This is a genomic window from Flavobacterium crocinum, from assembly GCF_003122385.1.
Taxonomy (GTDB): Bacteria; Bacteroidota; Bacteroidia; order Flavobacteriales; family Flavobacteriaceae; genus Flavobacterium; species Flavobacterium crocinum.
On the sequence record NZ_CP029255.1, the window covers coordinates 1,870,474 to 1,891,404 of the forward strand.

A 20,931-nucleotide genomic window follows, 5' to 3' on the forward strand; every position below is an offset into this window, starting at 1 on the left:
TTAAGTAGAAATGTCTTCTGTTAAAAAATATAATTATCCGCCCAAACTTTCTATTTTAAGATTTTTTTTGGATGCCGAAGGAGTTCGAAGAAATCCTATTCCTTATCATGAAAAATATTTCAAAAGATTTGGAGATTCTTTTTCTATCAAAATTGGAAGTTCAAAACATATTATTTTGTCGCGAGACAATGAAGTAGCACAGTATATTCTTCAAAAGAATCAAAAGAACTATCATAAATCTAAATTTCAATCTGTTTACCTTTCAAAATATCTTGGAAAAGGACTTTTGACTGTTGATGGCGATTTTTGGCTGAAACAGAGAAGACTTATTCAGCCCGCTTTTCATAAACAAAAAATGAATCAGTTGGTTGAAAACATGAAAGCGACGATTATTTCAGAGTTAGATCAGATTAAGACTGATGAAGAAATGGATCTTTTTCCTGTAATGAGTGAGCTAGCATTTAATGTTGTAGCTAAATCTCTATTTGAGTTTTCAATATCACAAGAAAAGCTGAATCGAATTAAATTTATCATTGAAGAAGTTCAAAATTTCCTAATAAAAGAAATTAGACTTCCTCATAAAGCATGGTGGTTTTCTATTAGTGGACAGATAAAAAAGCATCTCCAATTAGCAGAGGAAAATAATAACATTATTAGAGAAATTATTGAAGTTAGAAATGCTTCAAAGGATGAATTTAATGATTTACTTAATATGTTATTGGAAACCAGATACGAAGATACTGGTGAAGGAATGTCTGTAAAACAATTAATAGATGAAATAAAAATTCTATTCATTGCCGGACATGAAACAACTGCTAATGCCTTAACTTTTACTTTGTATCTGTTAGGCAATAATCCAGAAGTGCAACAAAAGGTTTTGGAAGAGATTTTAAAGATTGAATCTGAAACTAATGATGTTGTAGAACAACTTCAGAAGATGACTTATACAAATGCAGTTTTAAACGAATCAATGCGTTTGTATCCTCCGGCCTGGATTACAGATCGGCAAAATGTTGAAGATGATACTTTGGCTGGATTTAGTATAAAAGAGGGAACTTTAATAGGGGTTTCTTTTTATGAATTACATCGAAACCCTAAATATTGGAATAATCCTGATAAGTTCGATCCAGAACGTTTTTTAGGAGAACAAAAAAAACATTCTATGCAGTATTTCTATCCTTTTGGTGCTGGACCAAGAATGTGTATCGGCGCTGGTTTTGCTATTTACGAAATGTGTTTGACTGTTTCTTATATTATAAAAAAGTATAAGATTACTTCAGTTGGAACCGATGTTAATTTTAATCCACTAATTACCTTAAAACCAGTTGGTGTAAAAGTTATTTTTTCTGAGAGATAATGATTAATTCTAAAGAGAAATATTCAAAGTTTATAAAGGCTGAAGCTAAAAGACTTGGTTTTCTTTCTTGTGGAATATCCAAAGCCGGATTTTTGGAACAAGAAGCACCAAGACTTGAAAAATGGCTAAACAATAACCATAATGGTCAAATGGCTTATATGGCGAATCATTTTGATAAACGTTTGGATCCTACTTTATTGGTAGAAGACGGTAAAAGTGTAGTTTCTCTTTTGCTTAATTATTACCCCCATTCAGTTCAGAATGATGAAAGTTTTAAAATTTCTAAATATGCTTATGGGCAGGATTATCATTTTATTATTAAAGATAAATTAAAAGAATTTTTACATTCAATTCAGGAGAATATAGGTGAAGTTTCAGGACGTGCTTTTGTCGATTCAGCTCCGGTTTTAGATAAGGCCTGGGCAGCAAAAAGTGGCTTAGGATGGATAGGAAAAAATAGTAACTTAATTACTCAGAAAGTCGGCTCTTTTTACTTCATAGCCGAACTTATAATTGATTTAGATTTAGAATATGACTATGCGGTAACAGATCACTGCGGAACCTGTACCGCTTGTATCGATGCATGTCCAACTCAGGCAATTGTTGCGCCCTATGTGGTTGATGGAAGCAAATGTATCTCGTATTATACTATCGAATTAAAAGAAAATATTCCTCAGGAAATGAAAGGAAAGTTTGATGATTGGATGTTTGGCTGTGATACTTGCCAGGATGTCTGCCCCTGGAATCGATTTTCCAAATCTCATTCAGAACCCTTATTTAACCCTAATCCAGATTTACTCTCTTTTACAAAAAAAGACTGGATTGAAATAACTGAAGAAACATTTAAACTTGTTTTTAAAAACTCTCCCATTAAAAGAACAAAGTTTGAGGGACTTAAACGTAATATTAAGTTTTTAGGTTAAGTTTTTAAATGTTTGTATTTCAGTTAATTGTGCATTTTATTGTAAGTTAAAGCTTATTTTTAAATCTTACGAATTTTAATTTTTTATCAATATTTTCTGTAAGAATTTAATTTATTCATAATTCTTTAAGAAATTATGATCTCTTCATTGTCAAATGTTTACGTTTTTAACATCACAAAGTTATGAACACTTGTTAAATTATGTTGTTTGACGACTTTCTTTGCATTTTATCGACTAATATCGTCGGAAACCTAGTCTTTCCTATACTTTCGTAGCTCCAAAACTACTAATTTAATCCTGAGACGACTATTTAGATCTGTCTTGTGCTATGAAAGACTTATGGTAAAACTTTACTATTGCGGAGTTGAAAAAACTTTTTTCAGCCAAACAAAATCCAATTTTGACAATTTTTCGTATTTCACTTATATGCTAAAAACTATCATCAGTTTTTCAGTGTCTTATATCTCTGTTCCACAAACTCAAGTTGTCTATGCGTAACTTTACTTTTAATCAGTCTAAATTTTTTAGACTAATTTTTCTTGTTTTTTCTTTGTTATTCATTAATTATAATGCTTCAGCTCAGTTTTTTACGAAACATTATATTGCTCCAGCACCATGGCAATATTTTAGTAGGGCAAATGAAATTGTTATTGCTACTAATTCTACAAGCCCTGTTACTTTTACTATAACAAAAAGTGACGGTAGTGCTGTAAGTTTGACAAAAGATGGTACAACAATTAGTTCATCTTCTCTTACTACTGTAAAAGGAGCTCCTGCAGTTTATAGATTTGTTGGAGATCCTAATACTGCCGCTTTAACTTATAATAGTGCTGGTACTGTTTATAATGATAGAGGTATAATAGTTACAAGTACTACTAATAGCGGAGCTATTTCTGTAAATTTAAGAAATATTGCATCCGATGCTATTGGACAAGGTGGAGATTCTCATATTAAGGGAAATGCCTCATTAACTAGTTTTGGTGATGCTGGCATTGGTGTAGAATTTAGAGTGGGGTATTATAGGAATGTTGGATCAACTGATCAGGATAAACCTTTCTATAGTGTAATGGCTATTAATAATAATACACAAGTAAAATTAAATGGAAGTGTAATAACAACATTAGGAGCTGGACAAAGTTATTTATTTAATGCAGCAATTGGTTCTTTAGTTGAATCATCTGGACCAGTTGTAATGAATACAGGAGTAAGAATAGATACACCTTTAGCTTGTGGAGATGGAACTTTTGATCAACTACCTCCAACATCTGTTTTAGGTAAGGAATATTTTCTTGAAAGAGGAAAAGGTAATGATGTTGCAGAGCAAACAACTATTGTCGCAACCAGAGATAATACTGTAGTAACGATAAATACTTACAATGCTACGAATGGTAATGAAGTAGGAACGCCAGTAACAGTAAACCTTAATGCAGGTGGATTTCATACTTTTCAAAACGGAATTGCAGGTACACAGCTTTCTGCTTCAAGAATTGTAGCAAATAACAACGTTGCAGTTTATTCAGGTACGGCAGATAAGTGTGAAGTTGATGTTTCGACAATTGCTCCCGTATCGGCTTGCGGAGGATCTGTTTTTGTAGAAACCTCGACTTTTAAAGGATATAATAATGCTTCATTAGATTATTTTGGTTATGTATTATTGCAAAGCCAAACGGCTACTGTTTTTCTAAATTCGGCTAATTTAGAGACCACGATGCAGACTACTCGACGTCAGTTAGGTAACACAGGTTGGTATATAATTGATTTTAATAGAGATAAAATAGGGAATCCTAATACAATTTCTCTTAATAGTTCTGCAAAACTAACCGTTTCCATAGCACAGCAGGGAGATGGATATTCTATGGCTGCATTTTTCTCGAATTTTGCACAACAGCCCTCAGCTCCCAAAGAAACTTATATTGGGGTAGCTGGTTGTCTAAAACAATCAGCGACATTAACTACAGATCCTGGTTTTGCACCATATGTGTGGCGTTATAATGGTACAGTTATTTCAGGGCAAGTTTTAAATTCTATAACAGTTACTAAAACAGGAACTTATACTGTAACATCAACATTGTCTTGTGGTGTTAGTTCGCAATCTACTCCTATTACAGTTACGCTTTGTAGTGATGTTGCAGTGGAAAATAAGGTGAATGTTTCCAGCCAGTGTGTTGGATCAAATGTTGTTTTTACTGTAACGGCTAAAAATTTAGGGCCATCCAACGCAGAAGGTGTTTCAGTAACAGATAAACTTCCTTCAGGGTATACTTATGTTTCTTCAGTAGCTCCAACTGGAACTACTTATGACAGCAGTACTGGAGTTTGGACGATTTCTGGTCTAGATAGTGGAGCAAGTGCCGTTCTTACGATAACTGGAACAGTTAAAGATTCTGGAACTTATGCCAATACAGCAACAATTACATCATCTAATGTGGATGATCCTACAGGTAATAATACTGCTACAGCGACAGTAACAGCCAATGCTTTACCAGTTGCAGCTACACTTAGTACAAATAGTCCTGTATGTTCAGGCTCGAATGCTATTTTTACAATATCAGGGACGCAAGGAAATGTTGTTACTTATACAGGAGCTGCTTCTGGAACCACTACAATAGGAACTGATGGAAAGGCTACAGTTACAATATCAAATGTAACTGCCAATTCTACTTTAAATCTAACAAATGTTAGTAATGGGACTTGTAATCGTGCGCTATCGGTTACTGGTACAGTTATGGTAAATCCATTACCTGCAGCACCTTCGATCTCAGCAGGCGGAGCAACAACATTCTGTTCAGGTGGCAGTGTTGTACTGACATCATCAGCATCGTCAGGGCACCAGTGGTATAAAGACGGAGTTGCCATTACAGGTGAAACTAACAAAACATACGCAGCAACGGCGACTGGTTCATATACGGTTACTACTAATAATGGAACCTGTACAAGTGCTCAATCTGCGTCGTTATCGGTAACGGTAAACCCGACACCATCGGCACCGACGGTTGCAGCACAGACTTTCTGTTCATCAGAAAACAAAACGATTGCAGATTTGGCTTCCCTTGGAGCATCTTATAAATGGTATTCGGCCTCAACAGGTGGTTCTGCCCTTGCAGGTACTACGGTTTTGGCGACAGGAACCTATTATGTAAGCCAGACCTCAAGCGGATGTGAGAGTACAAGAGCATCGGTATCGGTAACGGTAAATGCTACACCATCGGCACCGACGGTTGCAGCACAGACTTTCTGTTCATCAGAAAACAAAACGATTGCAGATTTGGCTTCCCTTGGAGCATCTTATAAATGGTATTCGGCCTCAACAGGTGGCTCTGCCCTTGCAGGTACTACGGTTTTGGCGACAGGAACCTATTATGTAAGCCAGACCTCAAGCGGATGTGAGAGTACAAGAGCATCGGTATCGGTAACGGTAAATGCTACACCATCGGCACCGACGGTTGCAGCACAGACTTTCTGTTCATCAGAAAACAAAACGATTGCAGATTTGGCTTCCCTTGGAGCATCTTATAAATGGTATTCGGCCTCAACAGGTGGCTCTGCCCTTGCAGGTACTACGGTTTTGGCGACAGGAACCTATTATGTAAGCCAGATCTCAAGCGGATGTGAGAGTACAAGAGCATCGGTATCGGTAACGGTAAATGCTACACCATCGGCACCGACGGTTGCAGCACAGACTTTCTGTTCATCAGAAAACAAAACGATTGCAGATTTGGCTTCCCTTGGAGCATCTTATAAATGGTATTCGGCCTCAACAGGTGGTTCTGCCCTTGCAGGTACTACGGTTTTGGCGACAGGAACCTATTATGTAAGCCAGACCTCAAGCGGATGTGAGAGTACAAGAGCATCGGTATCGGTAACGGTAAATGCTACACCATCGGCACCGACGGTTGCAGCACAGACTTTCTGTTCATCAGAAAACAAAACGATTGCAGATTTGGCTTCCCTTGGAGCATCTTATAAATGGTATTCGGCCTCAACAGGTGGTTCTGCCCTTGCAGGTACTACGGTTTTGGCGACAGGAACCTATTATGTAAGCCAGACCTCAAGCGGATGTGAGAGTACAAGAGCATCGGTATCGGTAACGGTAAATGCTACACCATCGGCACCGACGGTTGCAGCACAGACTTTCTGTTCATCAGAAAACAAAACGATTGCAGATTTGGCTTCCCTTGGAGCATCTTATAAATGGTATTCGGCTTCAACAGGTGGTTCTGCCCTTGCAGGTACTACGGTTTTGGCAACAGGAACCTATTACGTAAGCCAGAGTTCAAACGGATGTGAGAGTACAAGAGCATCGGTATCGGTAACAATAACAACAAATCCGGTAAAACCTATATTAGGTTCTATAAATCAGCCTACTTGTAGTATATTTACAGGAAACTTTACAATTACAAATTATAATTCTTCTTATACTTATACAATAAGTCCAAATGGAGCAACACTAAATAAGGCTACAGGGGTTGTTACTGCAACAAAAGGAATTTATAAAGTAACAGCAACTTTAAATAGTTGTGCTTCTGAGATTTCTGATGAAGTTGGAATTAATTCAATTCTATGTGCCAATGCAGATCCATTCGGAACCAAAACATCAGGCGCGACAACGGTAACTGTTGGAAACGTAAAAACAAATGATACCTTAAACGGAGTTGCCGTTACAGCGGACAACACTACGGTAACGCCAAAAACAGACGGTGTACTGAGTGTGGATGCAGCGGGAGTGGTTACTCTTGCAGCCAATGCACCAAGTGGAAGCTACAGCATTGTTTATGAAATCTGTGAGCTAAATACAACCAATTGTAAAACGGCTACGGCTACCGTTGATGTTGTAAACGGACTGGTTGCCAATGCAGATCCATTCGGAACCAAAACATCAGGCGCGACAGCAGTAACTGTTGGAAACGTAAAAACAAATGATACCTTAAACGGAGTTGCCGTTACAGCGGACAACACTACGGTAACGCCAAAAACAGACGGTGTACTGAGTGTGGATGCAGCGGGAGTAGTTACTCTTGCAGCCAATGCACCAAGCGGAAGCTACAGCATTGAATACACAATCTGTGAACTGAACACAACCAATTGTAAAACGGCTACGGCTACCGTTGATGTTGTAAACGGACTGGTTGCCAATGCAGATCCATTCGGAACCAAAACATCAGGCGCGACAGCAGTAACTGTTGGAAACGTAAAAACAAATGATACCTTAAACGGAGTTGCCGTTACAGCAGACAACACTACGGTAACGCCAAAAACAGACGGTGTACTGAGTGTGGATGCAGCGGGAGTGGTTACTCTTGCGGCCAATGCACCAAGCGGAAGCTACAGTATTGTTTATCAAATCTGCGAACTGAATACAACCAACTGCAAAACAGCTACGGCTACCGTTGATGTTGCAAACACATTGGTTGCCAATGCAGATCCATTCGGAACCAAAACATCAGGCGCGACAGCAGTAACTGTTGGAAACGTAAAAACAAATGATACCTTAAACGGAGTTGCCGTTACAGCGGACAACACTACGGTAACGCCAAAAACAGACGGTGTACTGAGTGTGGATGCAGCGGGAGTGGTTACTCTTGCAGCCAATGCACCAAGTGGAAGCTACAGCATTGTTTATGAAATCTGTGAGCTAAATACAACCAATTTTAAAACGGCTACGGCTACCGTTGATGTTGTAAACGGACTGGTTGCCAATGCAGATCCATTCGGAACCAAAACATCAGGCGCGACAACGGTAACTGTTGGAAACGTAAAAACAAATGATACCTTAAACGGAGTTGCCGTTACAGCGGACAACACTACGGTAACGCCAAAAACAGACGGCGTACTGAGTGTGGATGCAGCGGGAGTAGTTACTCTTGCAGCCAATGCACCAAGCGGAAGCTACAGCATTGAATACACAATCTGTGAACTGAACACAACCAATTGTAAAACGGCTACCGCCACAGTTGATGTCGTAAACGGACTGGTTGCCAATGCAGATCCATTCGGAACCAAAACATCAGGCGCGACAGCAGTAACTGTTGGAAACGTAAAAACAAATGATACCTTAAACGGAGTTGCCGTTACAGCAGACAACACTACGGTAACGCCAAAAACAGACGGTGTACTGAGTGTGGATGCAGCGGGAGTGGTTACTCTTGCAGCCAATGCACCAAGTGGAAGCTACAGCATTGTTTATGAAATCTGTGAGCTAAATACAACCAATTGTAAAACGGCTACGGCTACCGTTGATGTTGTAAACGGACTGGTTGCCAATGCAGATCCATTCGGAAACAAAACATCAGGCGCAGCAGCAGTAACTGTTGGAAACGTAAAAACAAATGATACCTTAAACGAAGTTGCCGTTACAGCGGACAACACTACGGTAACGCCAAAAACAGACGGCGTACTGAGTGTGGATGCAGCGGGAGTAGTTACTCTTGCAGCCAATGCACCAAGCGGAAGCTACAGCATTGAATACACAATCTGTGAACTGAACACAACCAATTGTAAAACGGCTACCGCCACAGTTGATGTCGTAAACGGACTGGTTGCCAATGCAGATCCATTCGGAACCAAAACATCAGGCGCGACAGCAGTAACTGTTGGAAACGTAAAAACAAATGATACCTTAAACGGAGTTGCCGTTACGGCGGACAACACTACGGTAACACCAAAAACAGACGGCGTACTGAGTGTGGATGCAGCGGGAGTGGTTACTCTTGCAGCCAATGCACCAAGCGGAAGCTACAGTATTGTTTATGAAATCTGCGAACTGAATACAACGAATTGTAAAACAGCAACAGCTACCGTTGATGTTGTAAACGGACTGGTTGCCAATGCAGATCCATTCGGAACCAAAACATCAGGCGCGACAGCAGTAACTGTTGGAAACGTAAAAACAAATGATACCTTAAACGGAGTTGCCGTTACAGCGGACAACACTACGGTAACGCCAAAAACAGACGGTGTACTGAGTGTGGATGCAGCGGGAGTGGTTACTCTTGTGGCCAATGCACCAAGCGGAAGCTACAGTATTGTTTATCAAATCTGCGAACTGAATGCAACCAACTGCAAAACAGCTACGGCTACCGTTGATGTTGCAAACACATTGGTTGCCAATGCAGATCCATTCGGAACCAAAACATCAGGCGCGACAGCAGTAACTGTTGGAAACGTAAAAACAAATGATACCTTAAACGGAGTTGCCGTTACAGCAGACAACACTACGGTAACGCCAAAAACAGACGGTGTACTGAGTGTGGATGCAGCGGGAGTGGTTACTCTTGCAGCCAATGCACCAAGTGGAAGCTACAGCATTGTTTATGAAATCTGCGAACTGAATACAACGAATTGTAAAACAGCAACAGCTACAGTTGATGTTGTGAATGAAATAAAAGCGGTTAAAGAAACAACGACTGCTATTAATGGAAGTATAGGTGGAACAACTATAGCATTAACGACGAATGATACTTTAAATGAAAATCCAGTTAGTATAGGAAGTAATTCTGGACAAGTAAGCATTAGTATTGTTGGTACATTACCAACAGGATTAACCTTAAATGCTAATGGAACAATCACAGTTGCTCCAAATACACCTGCAGCAAATTATAATGTGGAATATACTATTTGTGAAGTTGGTGCTAATCCAGTAAACTGTTCTTCAGTAATTTCAGTTATACCAGTTACAGCAGGAGATTTAGTGGCCAATCCGGATACCGTAGCATCAGTTACAGGATCAAATATTCCGCAAACATTAGGAGTAAACGTTCTGGATAATGATACTAAAAACGGAGTAAAATTAAATCCTGCAGATGTAATATTGACAGAATCAACACCGGATCCAAAAGGATATTTGGTATTGAACCCTGACGGAACAGTAACTCTTGGAGCTAACGCACCGGCAGGAGATTATGAACTGACTTATACCATCTGTGAAAAACTGAATACAGACAACTGTAAATCAAATACAGTTACTGTGACAGTGAAAGCGCCGACTATCGATGCCGTTACAGAAACAACAGTATCGATCAACGGAAATACAGGAGGAACAACAGCTTCATTAACAACAAACGATACCCTTGACGGAAAATCATTTGTTGTAGGAACTAATCCTGGAGAAGTAACTATCAGTATTGTTGGCACATTACCAACAGGATTGACATTGAATGCGAACGGAACAATCACGGTTGCTCCAAATACTCCAAAAGGAAATTACAATGTAGAATACAGAATCTGCGACAACAACAATTCAGGAAACTGTGATACGGTGACTTCAGTTGTACCGGTTACAGCAGGAGATTTAGTGGCCAACCCGGATACAGTAGCATCAGTAACAGGATCAAATACTCCACAAACATTAGGAGTAAATGTTCTGGACAATGATACTAAAAACGGAGTAAAACTAAATCCTGCAGATGTAATATTGACAGAATCAACACCGGATCCAAAAGGATATTTGGTATTGAATCCTGACGGAACAGTAACTCTTGGAGCTAACGCACCGGCAGGGGATTACGAACTAACTTATACCATCTGCGAAAAACTGAATACAGACAACTGTAAATCAAATACTGTTAAGGTAACAGTGAAAGCGCCTGTTATTGATGCAGTTGGAGAAACATTGAGTCCATCTATTAATGGAAGCATTGGAGGAACAACTGCAGACTCTGTAATTGGAAACGATACATTAAACGGAAGTCCTGTTGTTATTGGAACACTTGCTGGTCAGGTAAAACTAACAGCAGTAAATGTTCCGGCGGGATTAACATTAAATGCAGACGGAACTGTAACTGTAGCTGAGAATACGCCATCAGGAGTTTACGATGTAGCATACCGAATTTGTGAGATTACGAATCCTTCAAACTGTGATGACGCAATTTCAAAAGTGGCAGTAAATAATGGAGTATTGGTTGCAAACTCAGATGATATACCTTCTGTTACACCGTCAAATACAGGAAAGAATTTAGGAGTTAATATTTTTACAAATGATACTAAAAATGGTCAGCCTTTAAGTCCTTCAGATGTAACATTGACAGTTTCAAAACCAGATTCAAAAGGATACTTAACAGTTGATTCTGACGGAAACGTTACTTTAGGAGCAAATGCACCAGTAGGAGATTACGAACTTACTTATACAATTTGTGAGAAGTTAAATCCTGACAACTGCAGTTCAAACACAGTAAGAGTAACAGTAAATACTCTAATAATTGATGCAGTAGGAGAAACTTTAACACCTTCTATCATTGGAAGTATTGGAGGAACAACTACAAGTTCAGTGATTGAAAATGATACATTGAACGGAAGTCCTGCTGTAATCGGTACATTAGATGGTCAGGTAAAATTAACACCAATAAATGTTCCGGCAGGATTAACATTAAATGCAAACGGAACAGTAACTGTAGCGGTTAACACGCCTTCAGGAATTTACAATGTAGAATACAGTATTTGCGAAAATACAAATCCTTCAAACTGTGATACTGCGATTTCAAAAGTGGCAGTTAATAATGGAACATTGATAGCAAATGCAGATACTATTCCATCTGTTAAAGTATCTAATACGACACAGAATTTAGGAGTTAACATTTTTACAAATGATACTAAAAACGGTACTGCGTTAAATCCATCAGATGTAAATCTGACAATATCAATGCCGGATCCAAAAGGATATTTAACAGTTAATCCAGACGGTACAGTTAGTTTAGGAGCAAACGCCCCGGCTGGTGACTACGAATTGACTTATACAATCTGTGAGAAATTGAATTCAGATAACTGTAGTTCAAATACAGTTAGAATTACGGTAGAAAGTAATCTTGTGGCTAATTTAGATTCAGTGCCATCAGCAGTTGGTATTAATACGCCTCAAACACTAATTAATGTTTTTGCAAATGATACTAAAGATGGAAATGCTTTAGTACCATCAGATGTAATTCTAACAACAACTGTTCCTGATTCAAAAGGTTATTTAACACTGGATGCAAATGGAAATGCAATATTAGCTCCGAATGCACCGGCAGGAGATTATGAATTAACATACTCAATTTGCGATAAGTTAAATACCTCAAATTGCAGCACAAATGTTGTAAAAGTGACGGTTAAAGCACCAATATTGAATACAATCATTGCAAATAATGATGAAGATGGGCCAATTGACGTGAAAAAAGGAATGAATGCAACAATTAACATTTTTGCAAACGACCTTTTAAACGGAGTGAGACCAAATGCATCAGATGTTGTTTTAACAACTGTAGTAACGAATCCAAATGTAACACTAAACGCAGACGGAACGGTGAGCATTGCTCCAAATACACCAAATGGAGTTTACAACGTAACATATCAAATCTGTGAAGCTGCAAATACCTCAAACTGTAGTCAGTCGGCATTAGTTAAAGTTACGGTAGTTAACAGTGTGGATCCTACTAATCCGGAACCTCCAGCACCAAATAAGATCACTTTAGTTGATGATACTAATATTAGTGTTGACGGAATTAATGGAGACTTAGAGTTTGTAAATGTTTTAGCAAATGACCTGATAAACGGACAGCCAATTAATCCGGCAGATGTTATCGTGAAGCCTTTAACAACTGACAACTATTTTGAGTGGAATGCGGATGGAACTGTAAGTGTAAAACCAAACACACTTGGAAAAACGTATACAATAACGTATCAGGTTTGCGAAAAAGCAGATCCATCAAATTGTTCAACAGCTGTACTGACTGTTTTTGTTGAAGTACCAGCAATTGCAGTTATTAAAACAGCAACATTAAATGACGAAAACAAGGACGGTTTTGCAAATGCAGGTGAAACAATTACGTACAAATTTACAGTAACCAATACAGGAAATGTGCCGCTTACAGGAATTACAATAAACGATCCATTGCCAGGCGTAGTAGTTTCAGGACAAGCAATTGATTTAGCTGTAAATGCTTCAAACGAAACTAATTTCATTGCAGTTTATAAAATAACTCAGGATGATATTAACAAAAAGTCTGTGACTAATCAGGCAATTGCAAAAGGAAGCAGTGTAAGAGGAGTTGTTGTAGAAGATAAGTCAGATGATTCAACTAACAGCGGAGATAATCCAACTGTAATCAATTTAGACGGATGTACAATTGAAGTATTAAAAGCTTTCTCTCCAAATGGAGATGGTAAAAACGAGAGATTCTACATTAGAGGAATTGAATGTTATCCGGATAATACAGTTGAGATTTACAACCGTTGGGGAGTTCTGGTTTTCAGTATAGATCAGTATAATAATAATGATAAAGCGTTTAGAGGATATTCTAATGGACGTTCGACTATCAAACAAACAGAAGGTCTGCCAGTGGGTACCTATTTCTATATTTTGAAATACAAAGACAATGCTAACGCTCCACAACAGAAATCAGGGTACTTGTACATTAATAAATAAAATAGATTACGGATTAGTGTAAGCTAAGCCGTTTTAAAGCTTACTAAATGAAAAAGTTAATTTTAATTTTTATGTTTTTTTCGATTGTGTCTCATGCTCAGCAAGATGCTCAGTTTACACAATACATGTACAACACAATCGAAGTCAATCCAGCTTACGCAGGTACACGTGGTGTAATGAGCGTTTTTGGATTGTATCGTACCCAATGGGTTGGTTTAGAAGGGGCACCTCAAACCAGTACATTTTCTGTTAATACGCCTTTAAGTAATAGTGATTTAGGGCTTGGTGTTTCTTTGGTAAACGACAAAATCGGACCTACTACAGAAAATACATTATCAGCTGATCTGTCTTATACCATACCAACTTCGGCAACCTGGAATTTGTCTTTTGGTATAAAAGGAACGGCAAATCTTTTCAATATCGATATTAATAAATTGACGACAGAAGATCAGGACGATCCACAATTTCAAAGTCTAAAAAACAGATTTTCGCCAAACGTTGGAGCAGGACTTTATTTTCATTCAGACCGGGCTTATATAGGATTATCTGTTCCAAACTTTATTGAAACCGATCGTTATAATTCTGATGATACTGCAATTTTTAAAGACAGAATCAATTACTACTTAATTGCCGGTTATGTATTTAATCTGGATCGTTTAGAATACATTAAGTTCAAACCTGCCCTGATGACTAAAATGGTAGAAGGAGCGCCTCTTCAGGTGGACGTTTCCGGAAATTTTATGTTCAATGACAAATTTGTTTTGGGACTTGCTTATCGTTGGAGTGCTTCAGTTAGTGCAATGGCTGGTTTTCAGGTAACAAAAGGAATGTACATCGGTTACGGTTACGATCATGAAACTACCAGATTGAGAAAATACAATTCAGGATCACATGAAATTTTCCTTCGTTTTGAGTTTTTCAATAATTATAATAAAATGATATCTCCAAGATTCTTCTAATTAATGCCAGTTATGAAAATTAAAAAAATAGGTTATACAGTTTTATTAGTTTGCTTTTTTTTCCAGTTAAATGCGCAGACAAAAACTGTAAACAAAGAAGATAAAGCTAAAAGTAGTAAGCAGGCAAAACTTGCAAAAAAAGAAGAAAAACTAAAAAAAGCAAATGAAAAGCTGATAAGCAAAGCAGATAAAAAATACGATGATTACGAGTATGCAGATGCCGTAAAAGCATATAAGCATATCTTAAAGAAAGGGATACAGGACGAAAAAGTATTTCAAAGATTGGCCAATTCGTATTATTTTACCGGAGATTTAAGAAATGCTGAAAAATGGTATGGAGAGCTTTTCAGAATAAATAAAGAGCAACTGCCAGATTATTTGTATAGATATGCACAATCTTTAAAATCGGTAGGGCATTATGAAAAAGCAGATAAAATTTTAGAGATATTCAATACAAAAGCGACTTCGCAAAATAGAGCTGCTTTGGTTAGAAATGACAAAAATTATTTAGCCGAAATTAAGTCCAATTCTGGCAGATATGAAATTGCTGATGCCGGGGTTAATACTAATTTTTCAGATTACGGCGGAACTGTTTACGACAATAAAATTATTTTTACCTCTGCAAGAGATACGGGCGGAATAGCTAAAACGAATTTTAAATGGATGAACAAATCGTTCTCTAAATTTTATACAGCAGATTTATTGCCTGACGGAAGTGTTGGCGTAGTAAAACCTTTTCACAAAAGAGACAACGGAAAATACAATGAATCTTCTCCAATTTTTACAAAGGATGGACGTACAATGTATTTTACCAGAAATAATTTCATTGATGGTAAAAGAGGAGAAAACAGTAAAAAGGTTACACTTTTAAAATTGTATAAAGCAGAATTGGTTGATAACGAGTGGAAAAATGTAAAAGAGCTACCATTTAATAGTGACCAATACAGTACGGCACATCCGGCTTTAAGTATAGACGAAAAAACATTATATTTTGCTTCGGATATGCCGGGAACTTTAGGTGAATCGGACTTATATAAAGCAGCAATTAATGCAGACGGAAGTTTTGGAACACCCGAAAATTTAGGTGCAGTTATTAATACAGAAGGAAGAGAAACATTTCCGTTTATATCTGGAGAAAACGAATTGTATTTTTCTTCTGACGGACGTCAAGGCTTAGGAGGACTTGATGTGTATGTGACCAAAATTAATGACGACGGAACATTCGATGATATCCAAAATGTAGGACAGCCGGTAAATAGTAAGCAAGATGATTTTGCTTTTACGATTGATAGTAGAAACAGAAACGGATTCTTTTCTTCAAACAGAGAAAGTTCACATGGCTTGGATGATATTTATAGATTTACTGAAACCAAAAGACTGGTATGCGAGCAAGAGCTTTCAGGATTAATTACAGATGCGGAATCTAATGAAATTGTAGCAAATGCATCTCTTGTTTTGTTCGATGAGAATTTCAATACTTTACAGACGATTGAATCAGATGAAAAAGGACATTATGTCTTTAACAAAGTAAAATGCGGAAAGAAATATTCAATTAGAGTGGTTAAAGAAGGCTATAATCGCAAAGATGTTTCGGTTAATTTGAAGAAAGAAAATGGTAAAACAGATTTCCCAATTTCACTTCAAAAAATCATTAAACCAATTGAAGTAAAACAAATCGCAGTTAATAAAGTAGTAGTAAAACCTGTAAAAGTTGCCAATATTAACATTGGAGCAGATTTAGTAAAACTACTTCATATTCCGATGAACTTTTTTGATTTAGGAAAAGCAACAATCAAAAAATCGTCAGAACCGCAATTAATGAAAGTGGTAGGAGCATTTAACCAATATCCGAATTTAAAATTAGATATTCGTTCGCATACCGACAGCCGTTCTTCATCTGAAAGCAATCAGATTTTATCAGACAAAAGAGCGCAGTCAACGAGAGACTGGTTAATAAGCAAAGGAGTAGATCCAAGCAAATTGACGGCTAAAGGATACGGCGAAACACAATTAGTCAATAAATGTGCAGATGGTGTAAAATGTACAGAACAAGAACACCAGCTAAACAGACGAAGCGAGTTTATTGTTGTAGAAATGTAAAATAAATTGAAACCTTTTCTAGATTTTAGGAAAGGTTTTTTTTATTTCTTTAACATTAGAATTTACATTATCAGCATATCATTCCGTAAGAATGTTTCGTCGGTAGAAAAATAATATTGATATAAAAGAGCCGTTAGGCTCGGAACATTTTGTAGGGCCGGATTTTAATCCGGTTTAAATAGACAACCCAAGATTAAAGAGCCTTAGGTTCAACACATATTTAGCAAACAAATGAACCGTTCCTATGGAACTCATTTGAAATTGTTCAATTTATTTCAACGGATTGAAATCCGTTGCTACAATATTTTTCATTCCTCCGGAATTTTTGAAATATCTATAATGAATATTTCCCTTACAATTAAAAAGCCCCAGCGGGGCGAAATGTCGCTACTTCAGATTTTTTTCTACAGTAATTTTTATTACTATAAAAATGAAATAACTCCGTTAGGAGTTACTCGTCGGTAAAAGTTAAAAAATCAAATTTTCATCAAAAAACAATTCTAAAAAATTTCATTCTTTACGTTATAATTTTGAAAATTTAGATTTTGATGTATTTTGTTTAAAATGAATTAGTTGTGTTTTTAAAAAATCGATTTCGTTGCAGATTGTGTTGGTTTTTATTTTAACTTTATAAACCTAAAAACTTTTCATTATGACTGTAGATCAAATACTTAAAGCAAAAGGAAGAAATGTTTATTCTGTTGTTTCCAATTTAACGGTTTATGAAGCCTTAAAAGTAATGGGAGAAAAAAATATTGGAGCAATCTTAATTATTGACGACAATAATTTAAAAGGAATATTATCGGAAAGAGATTATGCCCGTAAGATTGTTTTAAAAGATAAATCTTCCAAAGAAACTTCTGTTCATGAGATTATGGAAAGTAATGTTTTCACAGTAAAACTTTCAGATAATCTTGAAGATTGTATGGAACTTATGAGCGAAAAAAGAATAAGACACCTGCCAGTTCTCGAAGATGGAATCGTCGTTGGAATCATCTCGATCAGCGATGTAGTTAAGGCAATCATCGAAATTCAGAAAGATACCATTCAGCATTTGAATTCTTATATTTCTCAATAAAGCATGCCCAAAAACGATAAAAATTTAAAAGGAGTCCAATTTCTATTGGACTTTTTTTATTTATCCAAACGGAATTTCGGAAAAGAAAATGCTAAAAAGACGCCATTTTAAAACAAGACTTATATCTTTGTAAGCTAGAATAAAAGCTAAAATAATGAACAAAGAGAGTAAAAAAAGAGAAGCGTTACTGTATCACGCAGAACCGACTCCAGGAAAAATTCAGGTAGTTCCAACAAAAAAATATGCAACCCAGAGAGACTTATCATTGGCTTATTCGCCGGGAGTTGCAGAACCGTGTTTAGCAATTGCAGAAAACATTGATGACGTTTACAAATATACAGCAAAAGGTAATTTAGTTGCCGTAATCTCAAACGGTACAGCAGTTTTAGGTTTAGGAGATATTGGCCCGGAAGCAGGAAAACCTGTAATGGAAGGAAAAGGTTTATTATTTAAAATATTCTCTGATATTGACGTTTTTGATATTGAAGTAGATACCAAAAATGTTGAAGAATTTATTCAGACCGTAAAAAATATCGCTCCAACTTTTGGAGGAATTAATCTTGAAGACATCAAAGCGCCGGAATCTTTTGAAATCGAAAGAAGATTAATCGAAGAATTAGACATTCCGGTAATGCACGACGATCAGCACGGAACAGCAATTATCTCTTCAGCAGCTTTAATCAATGCGCTTGAATTAGCAGGAAAAAAAGCCGAAGATGTAAAAATGGTAGTTTCAGGAGCAGGATCGGCAGCAATTGCTTGTACCGATTTATATGTTTCATTAGGAGTAAAAGTAGAAAACATCTTAATGTTTAATAGTAAAGGACTTTTAACAAAAGACAATCCTTCACTTTCAGAACTACAATTAAAATACGCTATTGATGGCGCTAAAATAGATTTAGCAGAAGCGGTAAAAGGAGCTGATGTTTTCATTGGATTATCTTCAGGAAATATCCTTTCTCCGGAAATGTTGCTTTCTATGGCTAAGAGCCCAATCGTTTTTGCAATGGCAAATCCAAACCCGGAAATCGATTATAATCTGGCTGTAGAAACAAGAAAAGACGTTATTATGGCGACAGGACGTTCAGATTTTCCTAATCAGGTAAACAACGTTTTAGGTTTCCCATATATTTTTAGAGGAGCATTGGACGTTCGTGCCAGAAAAATTAACGAAGAAATGAAAATGGCGGCGGTGAAAGCTTTAGCCATTTTAGCAAAAGAACCAGTTCCGGAGCAGGTTAACGTTGCTTACGGAGCTACAAAATTAGGTTTCGGACAAGAATATATTATTCCAAAACCATTTGATCCTAGATTGATCACAGTTGTTGCGCCTGCGGTTGCAAAAGCAGCAATGGAATCCGGAGTTGCAAAAAATCCTATTACAGACTGGGCTGCTTATGAAGATAAACTTCGTGAGCGTATGGGGAATGACAATAAAATGGTTCGTTTAATTACAAACCGTGCAAAATTAGATCCTAAGAAAATTGTTTTTGCTGAAGCAGATCAGTTAAATGTTTTAAAAGCAGCGCAAATTGTATATGAAGACGGAATTGGATTCCCAATTTTATTAGGAAACAAAGAAGTTATTTTAGAATTAAAGCAAGAATTAGGTTTTGATGCTGATTTAGAAATTATTGATCCTAAAACTGATGAAGAAGCAGAAAGACGTAACCGATTTGCAAAATCTTTTTGGGAAACAAGAGGACGCAGAGGAGTTTCGAAATTAGACGCAGAGAAATTCATGCGCGAAAGAAACTATTTTGCAGCCATGATGGTGAATGAAGGTGAAGCTGATGCATTAGTTACAGGACATTCAAGAAGTTATCCTTCTGTTGTAAAACCAATGATGCAGTTAATCCCGAAAGCACAAAATGCATCACTTATTGCAACTGCAAACATGATGCTTACTTCACGTGGGCCAATGTTTTTATCAGATACTGCAATTAACATTAATCCATCTGCACAAGATTTGATTAATATTGCAATTATGACTTCAAAAACAGCAAAAATGTTTGGAATTGAGCCGGTTATTGCGATGGTTTCGTTCTCAAACTTTGGTTCTTCAACTAGCGAAAGTGCTTCGAAAGTTAGAGAAGCTGTAGCTTATTTGCACAAAAACCACCCAGAAATGATTGTGGATGGAGAAATTCAGGCAGATTTTGCTTTAAATCAGGAAATGCTTGAAGAAAAATTCCCATTCTCTAAACTGGCTGGTAAAAAAGTAAATACATTGATTTTTCCTAATCTGGAATCGGCAAATATCACGTACAAATTGTTAAAAGAATTGTACAAAGTGAATTCAATTGGACCAATTATGATGGGTATGGGTAAACCAGTTCACATTTTCCAATTAGGCGCAAGCGTAGAAGAAATGGTAAATATGGCAGCCATTGCTGTTATTGATGCACAGGAAAAAGAAAGTAAAAAGAATAAAGTAACACAATAAACGTTCCTGTTGGGATTGGATAAATTTGTCGTAGTTTTATGGCATTTTTGTTATATTTGATACTAATAAAATACATTTATGATAGCACATTTGCAGGGAAGATTAGTAGAGAAAAATCCGACAGAGGTTGTAATTGATTGTGGAGGTGTTGGTTATCAGGTAAATATATCTTTGCATACCTTCTCTTTATTACCAAATTCTGAAAATATAAAATTGTATACGCATCTTCAAATCAAAGAAGATGCGCATACTTTATATGGTTTTGCTGAGAAATCGGAGCGTGAAATTTTCAGAATGTTACTTTCTGTTTCGGGAATCGGAGCTGGTATTGCCAGAACGATGCTTTCTTCAATAGAACCAAAACAAATTATAAATGCTATTGCATCCGGAGATGTTGGCATAATACAGTCCATTAAAGGGATTGGAAACAAAACAGCACAAAGAGTTATACTTGATTTAAAGGATAAAGTTGTTAAATTGTACGATATTGACGAAGTTTTTGCAGTTCAAAACAATAGAAACAAAGATGAAGCGTTATCTGCTCTAGAAGTTCTGGGTTTTGTTAGAAAAGCTTCTGAAAAAGTAGTAGAAAAGATTGTGAAGGAAGATCCTGAAGCTACTGTAGAAACAATTATCAAGAAAGCTTTAAAAAGCTTATAAATTCATTTCATAT

Annotated in this window: 8 protein-coding genes; all 8 read left to right on the forward strand. The window is 36.9% G+C overall.

Features of this window, described 5'->3' with window-relative positions; all coding sequences use genetic code 11:
• The first annotated feature begins 10 nt into the window (after positions 1-10).
• Positions 11-1,357 carry a cytochrome P450 gene (locus HYN56_RS08595; RefSeq protein ID WP_109191798.1) on the forward strand — a complete coding sequence of 449 codons (1,347 nt, stop codon included), beginning with the start codon at positions 11-13 and terminating at the stop codon, positions 1,355-1,357.
• On the forward strand, positions 1,357-2,280 hold the full coding sequence (queG, locus tag HYN56_RS08600; protein WP_109191799.1) for a tRNA epoxyqueuosine(34) reductase QueG: 924 nt from the start codon (positions 1,357-1,359) through the stop codon (positions 2,278-2,280). Before HYN56_RS08595 ends, queG begins: the two co-directional genes overlap by 1 nt.
• A 490-nt stretch (positions 2,281-2,770) precedes the next feature.
• On the forward strand, positions 2,771-13,675 hold the full coding sequence (locus tag HYN56_RS08605) for an Ig-like domain-containing protein (protein ID WP_109191800.1): 10,905 nt from the start codon (positions 2,771-2,773) through the stop codon (positions 13,673-13,675).
• 47 nt (positions 13,676-13,722) lie between these two features.
• Positions 13,723-14,634, forward strand: a complete 912-nt coding sequence (locus HYN56_RS08610; protein ID WP_109191801.1) for a PorP/SprF family type IX secretion system membrane protein — start codon at positions 13,723-13,725, stop codon at positions 14,632-14,634.
• 12 nt (positions 14,635-14,646) lie between these two features.
• A complete protein-coding gene (locus HYN56_RS08615; RefSeq protein WP_109194754.1) occupies positions 14,647-16,734 on the forward strand; it encodes an OmpA family protein in 2,088 nt (695 codons plus the stop codon).
• Between the two features lie 652 nt (positions 16,735-17,386).
• Positions 17,387-17,812 carry a CBS domain-containing protein gene (locus HYN56_RS08620; protein WP_109191802.1) on the forward strand — a complete coding sequence of 142 codons (426 nt, stop codon included), beginning with the start codon at positions 17,387-17,389 and terminating at the stop codon, positions 17,810-17,812.
• A 154-nt stretch (positions 17,813-17,966) separates the two neighbouring features.
• Entirely contained in the window at positions 17,967-20,258 is a 2,292-nt protein-coding gene (locus tag HYN56_RS08625) for an NADP-dependent malic enzyme (RefSeq protein WP_109191803.1), read from the forward strand.
• Between the two features lie 78 nt (positions 20,259-20,336).
• The gene (gene ruvA / locus HYN56_RS08630; RefSeq protein ID WP_109191804.1) at positions 20,337-20,918 is read left to right on the forward strand and encodes a Holliday junction branch migration protein RuvA; all 582 of its coding nucleotides are present in this window, start codon (positions 20,337-20,339) and stop codon (positions 20,916-20,918) included.
• Positions 20,919-20,931: the final 13 nt, after the last annotated feature.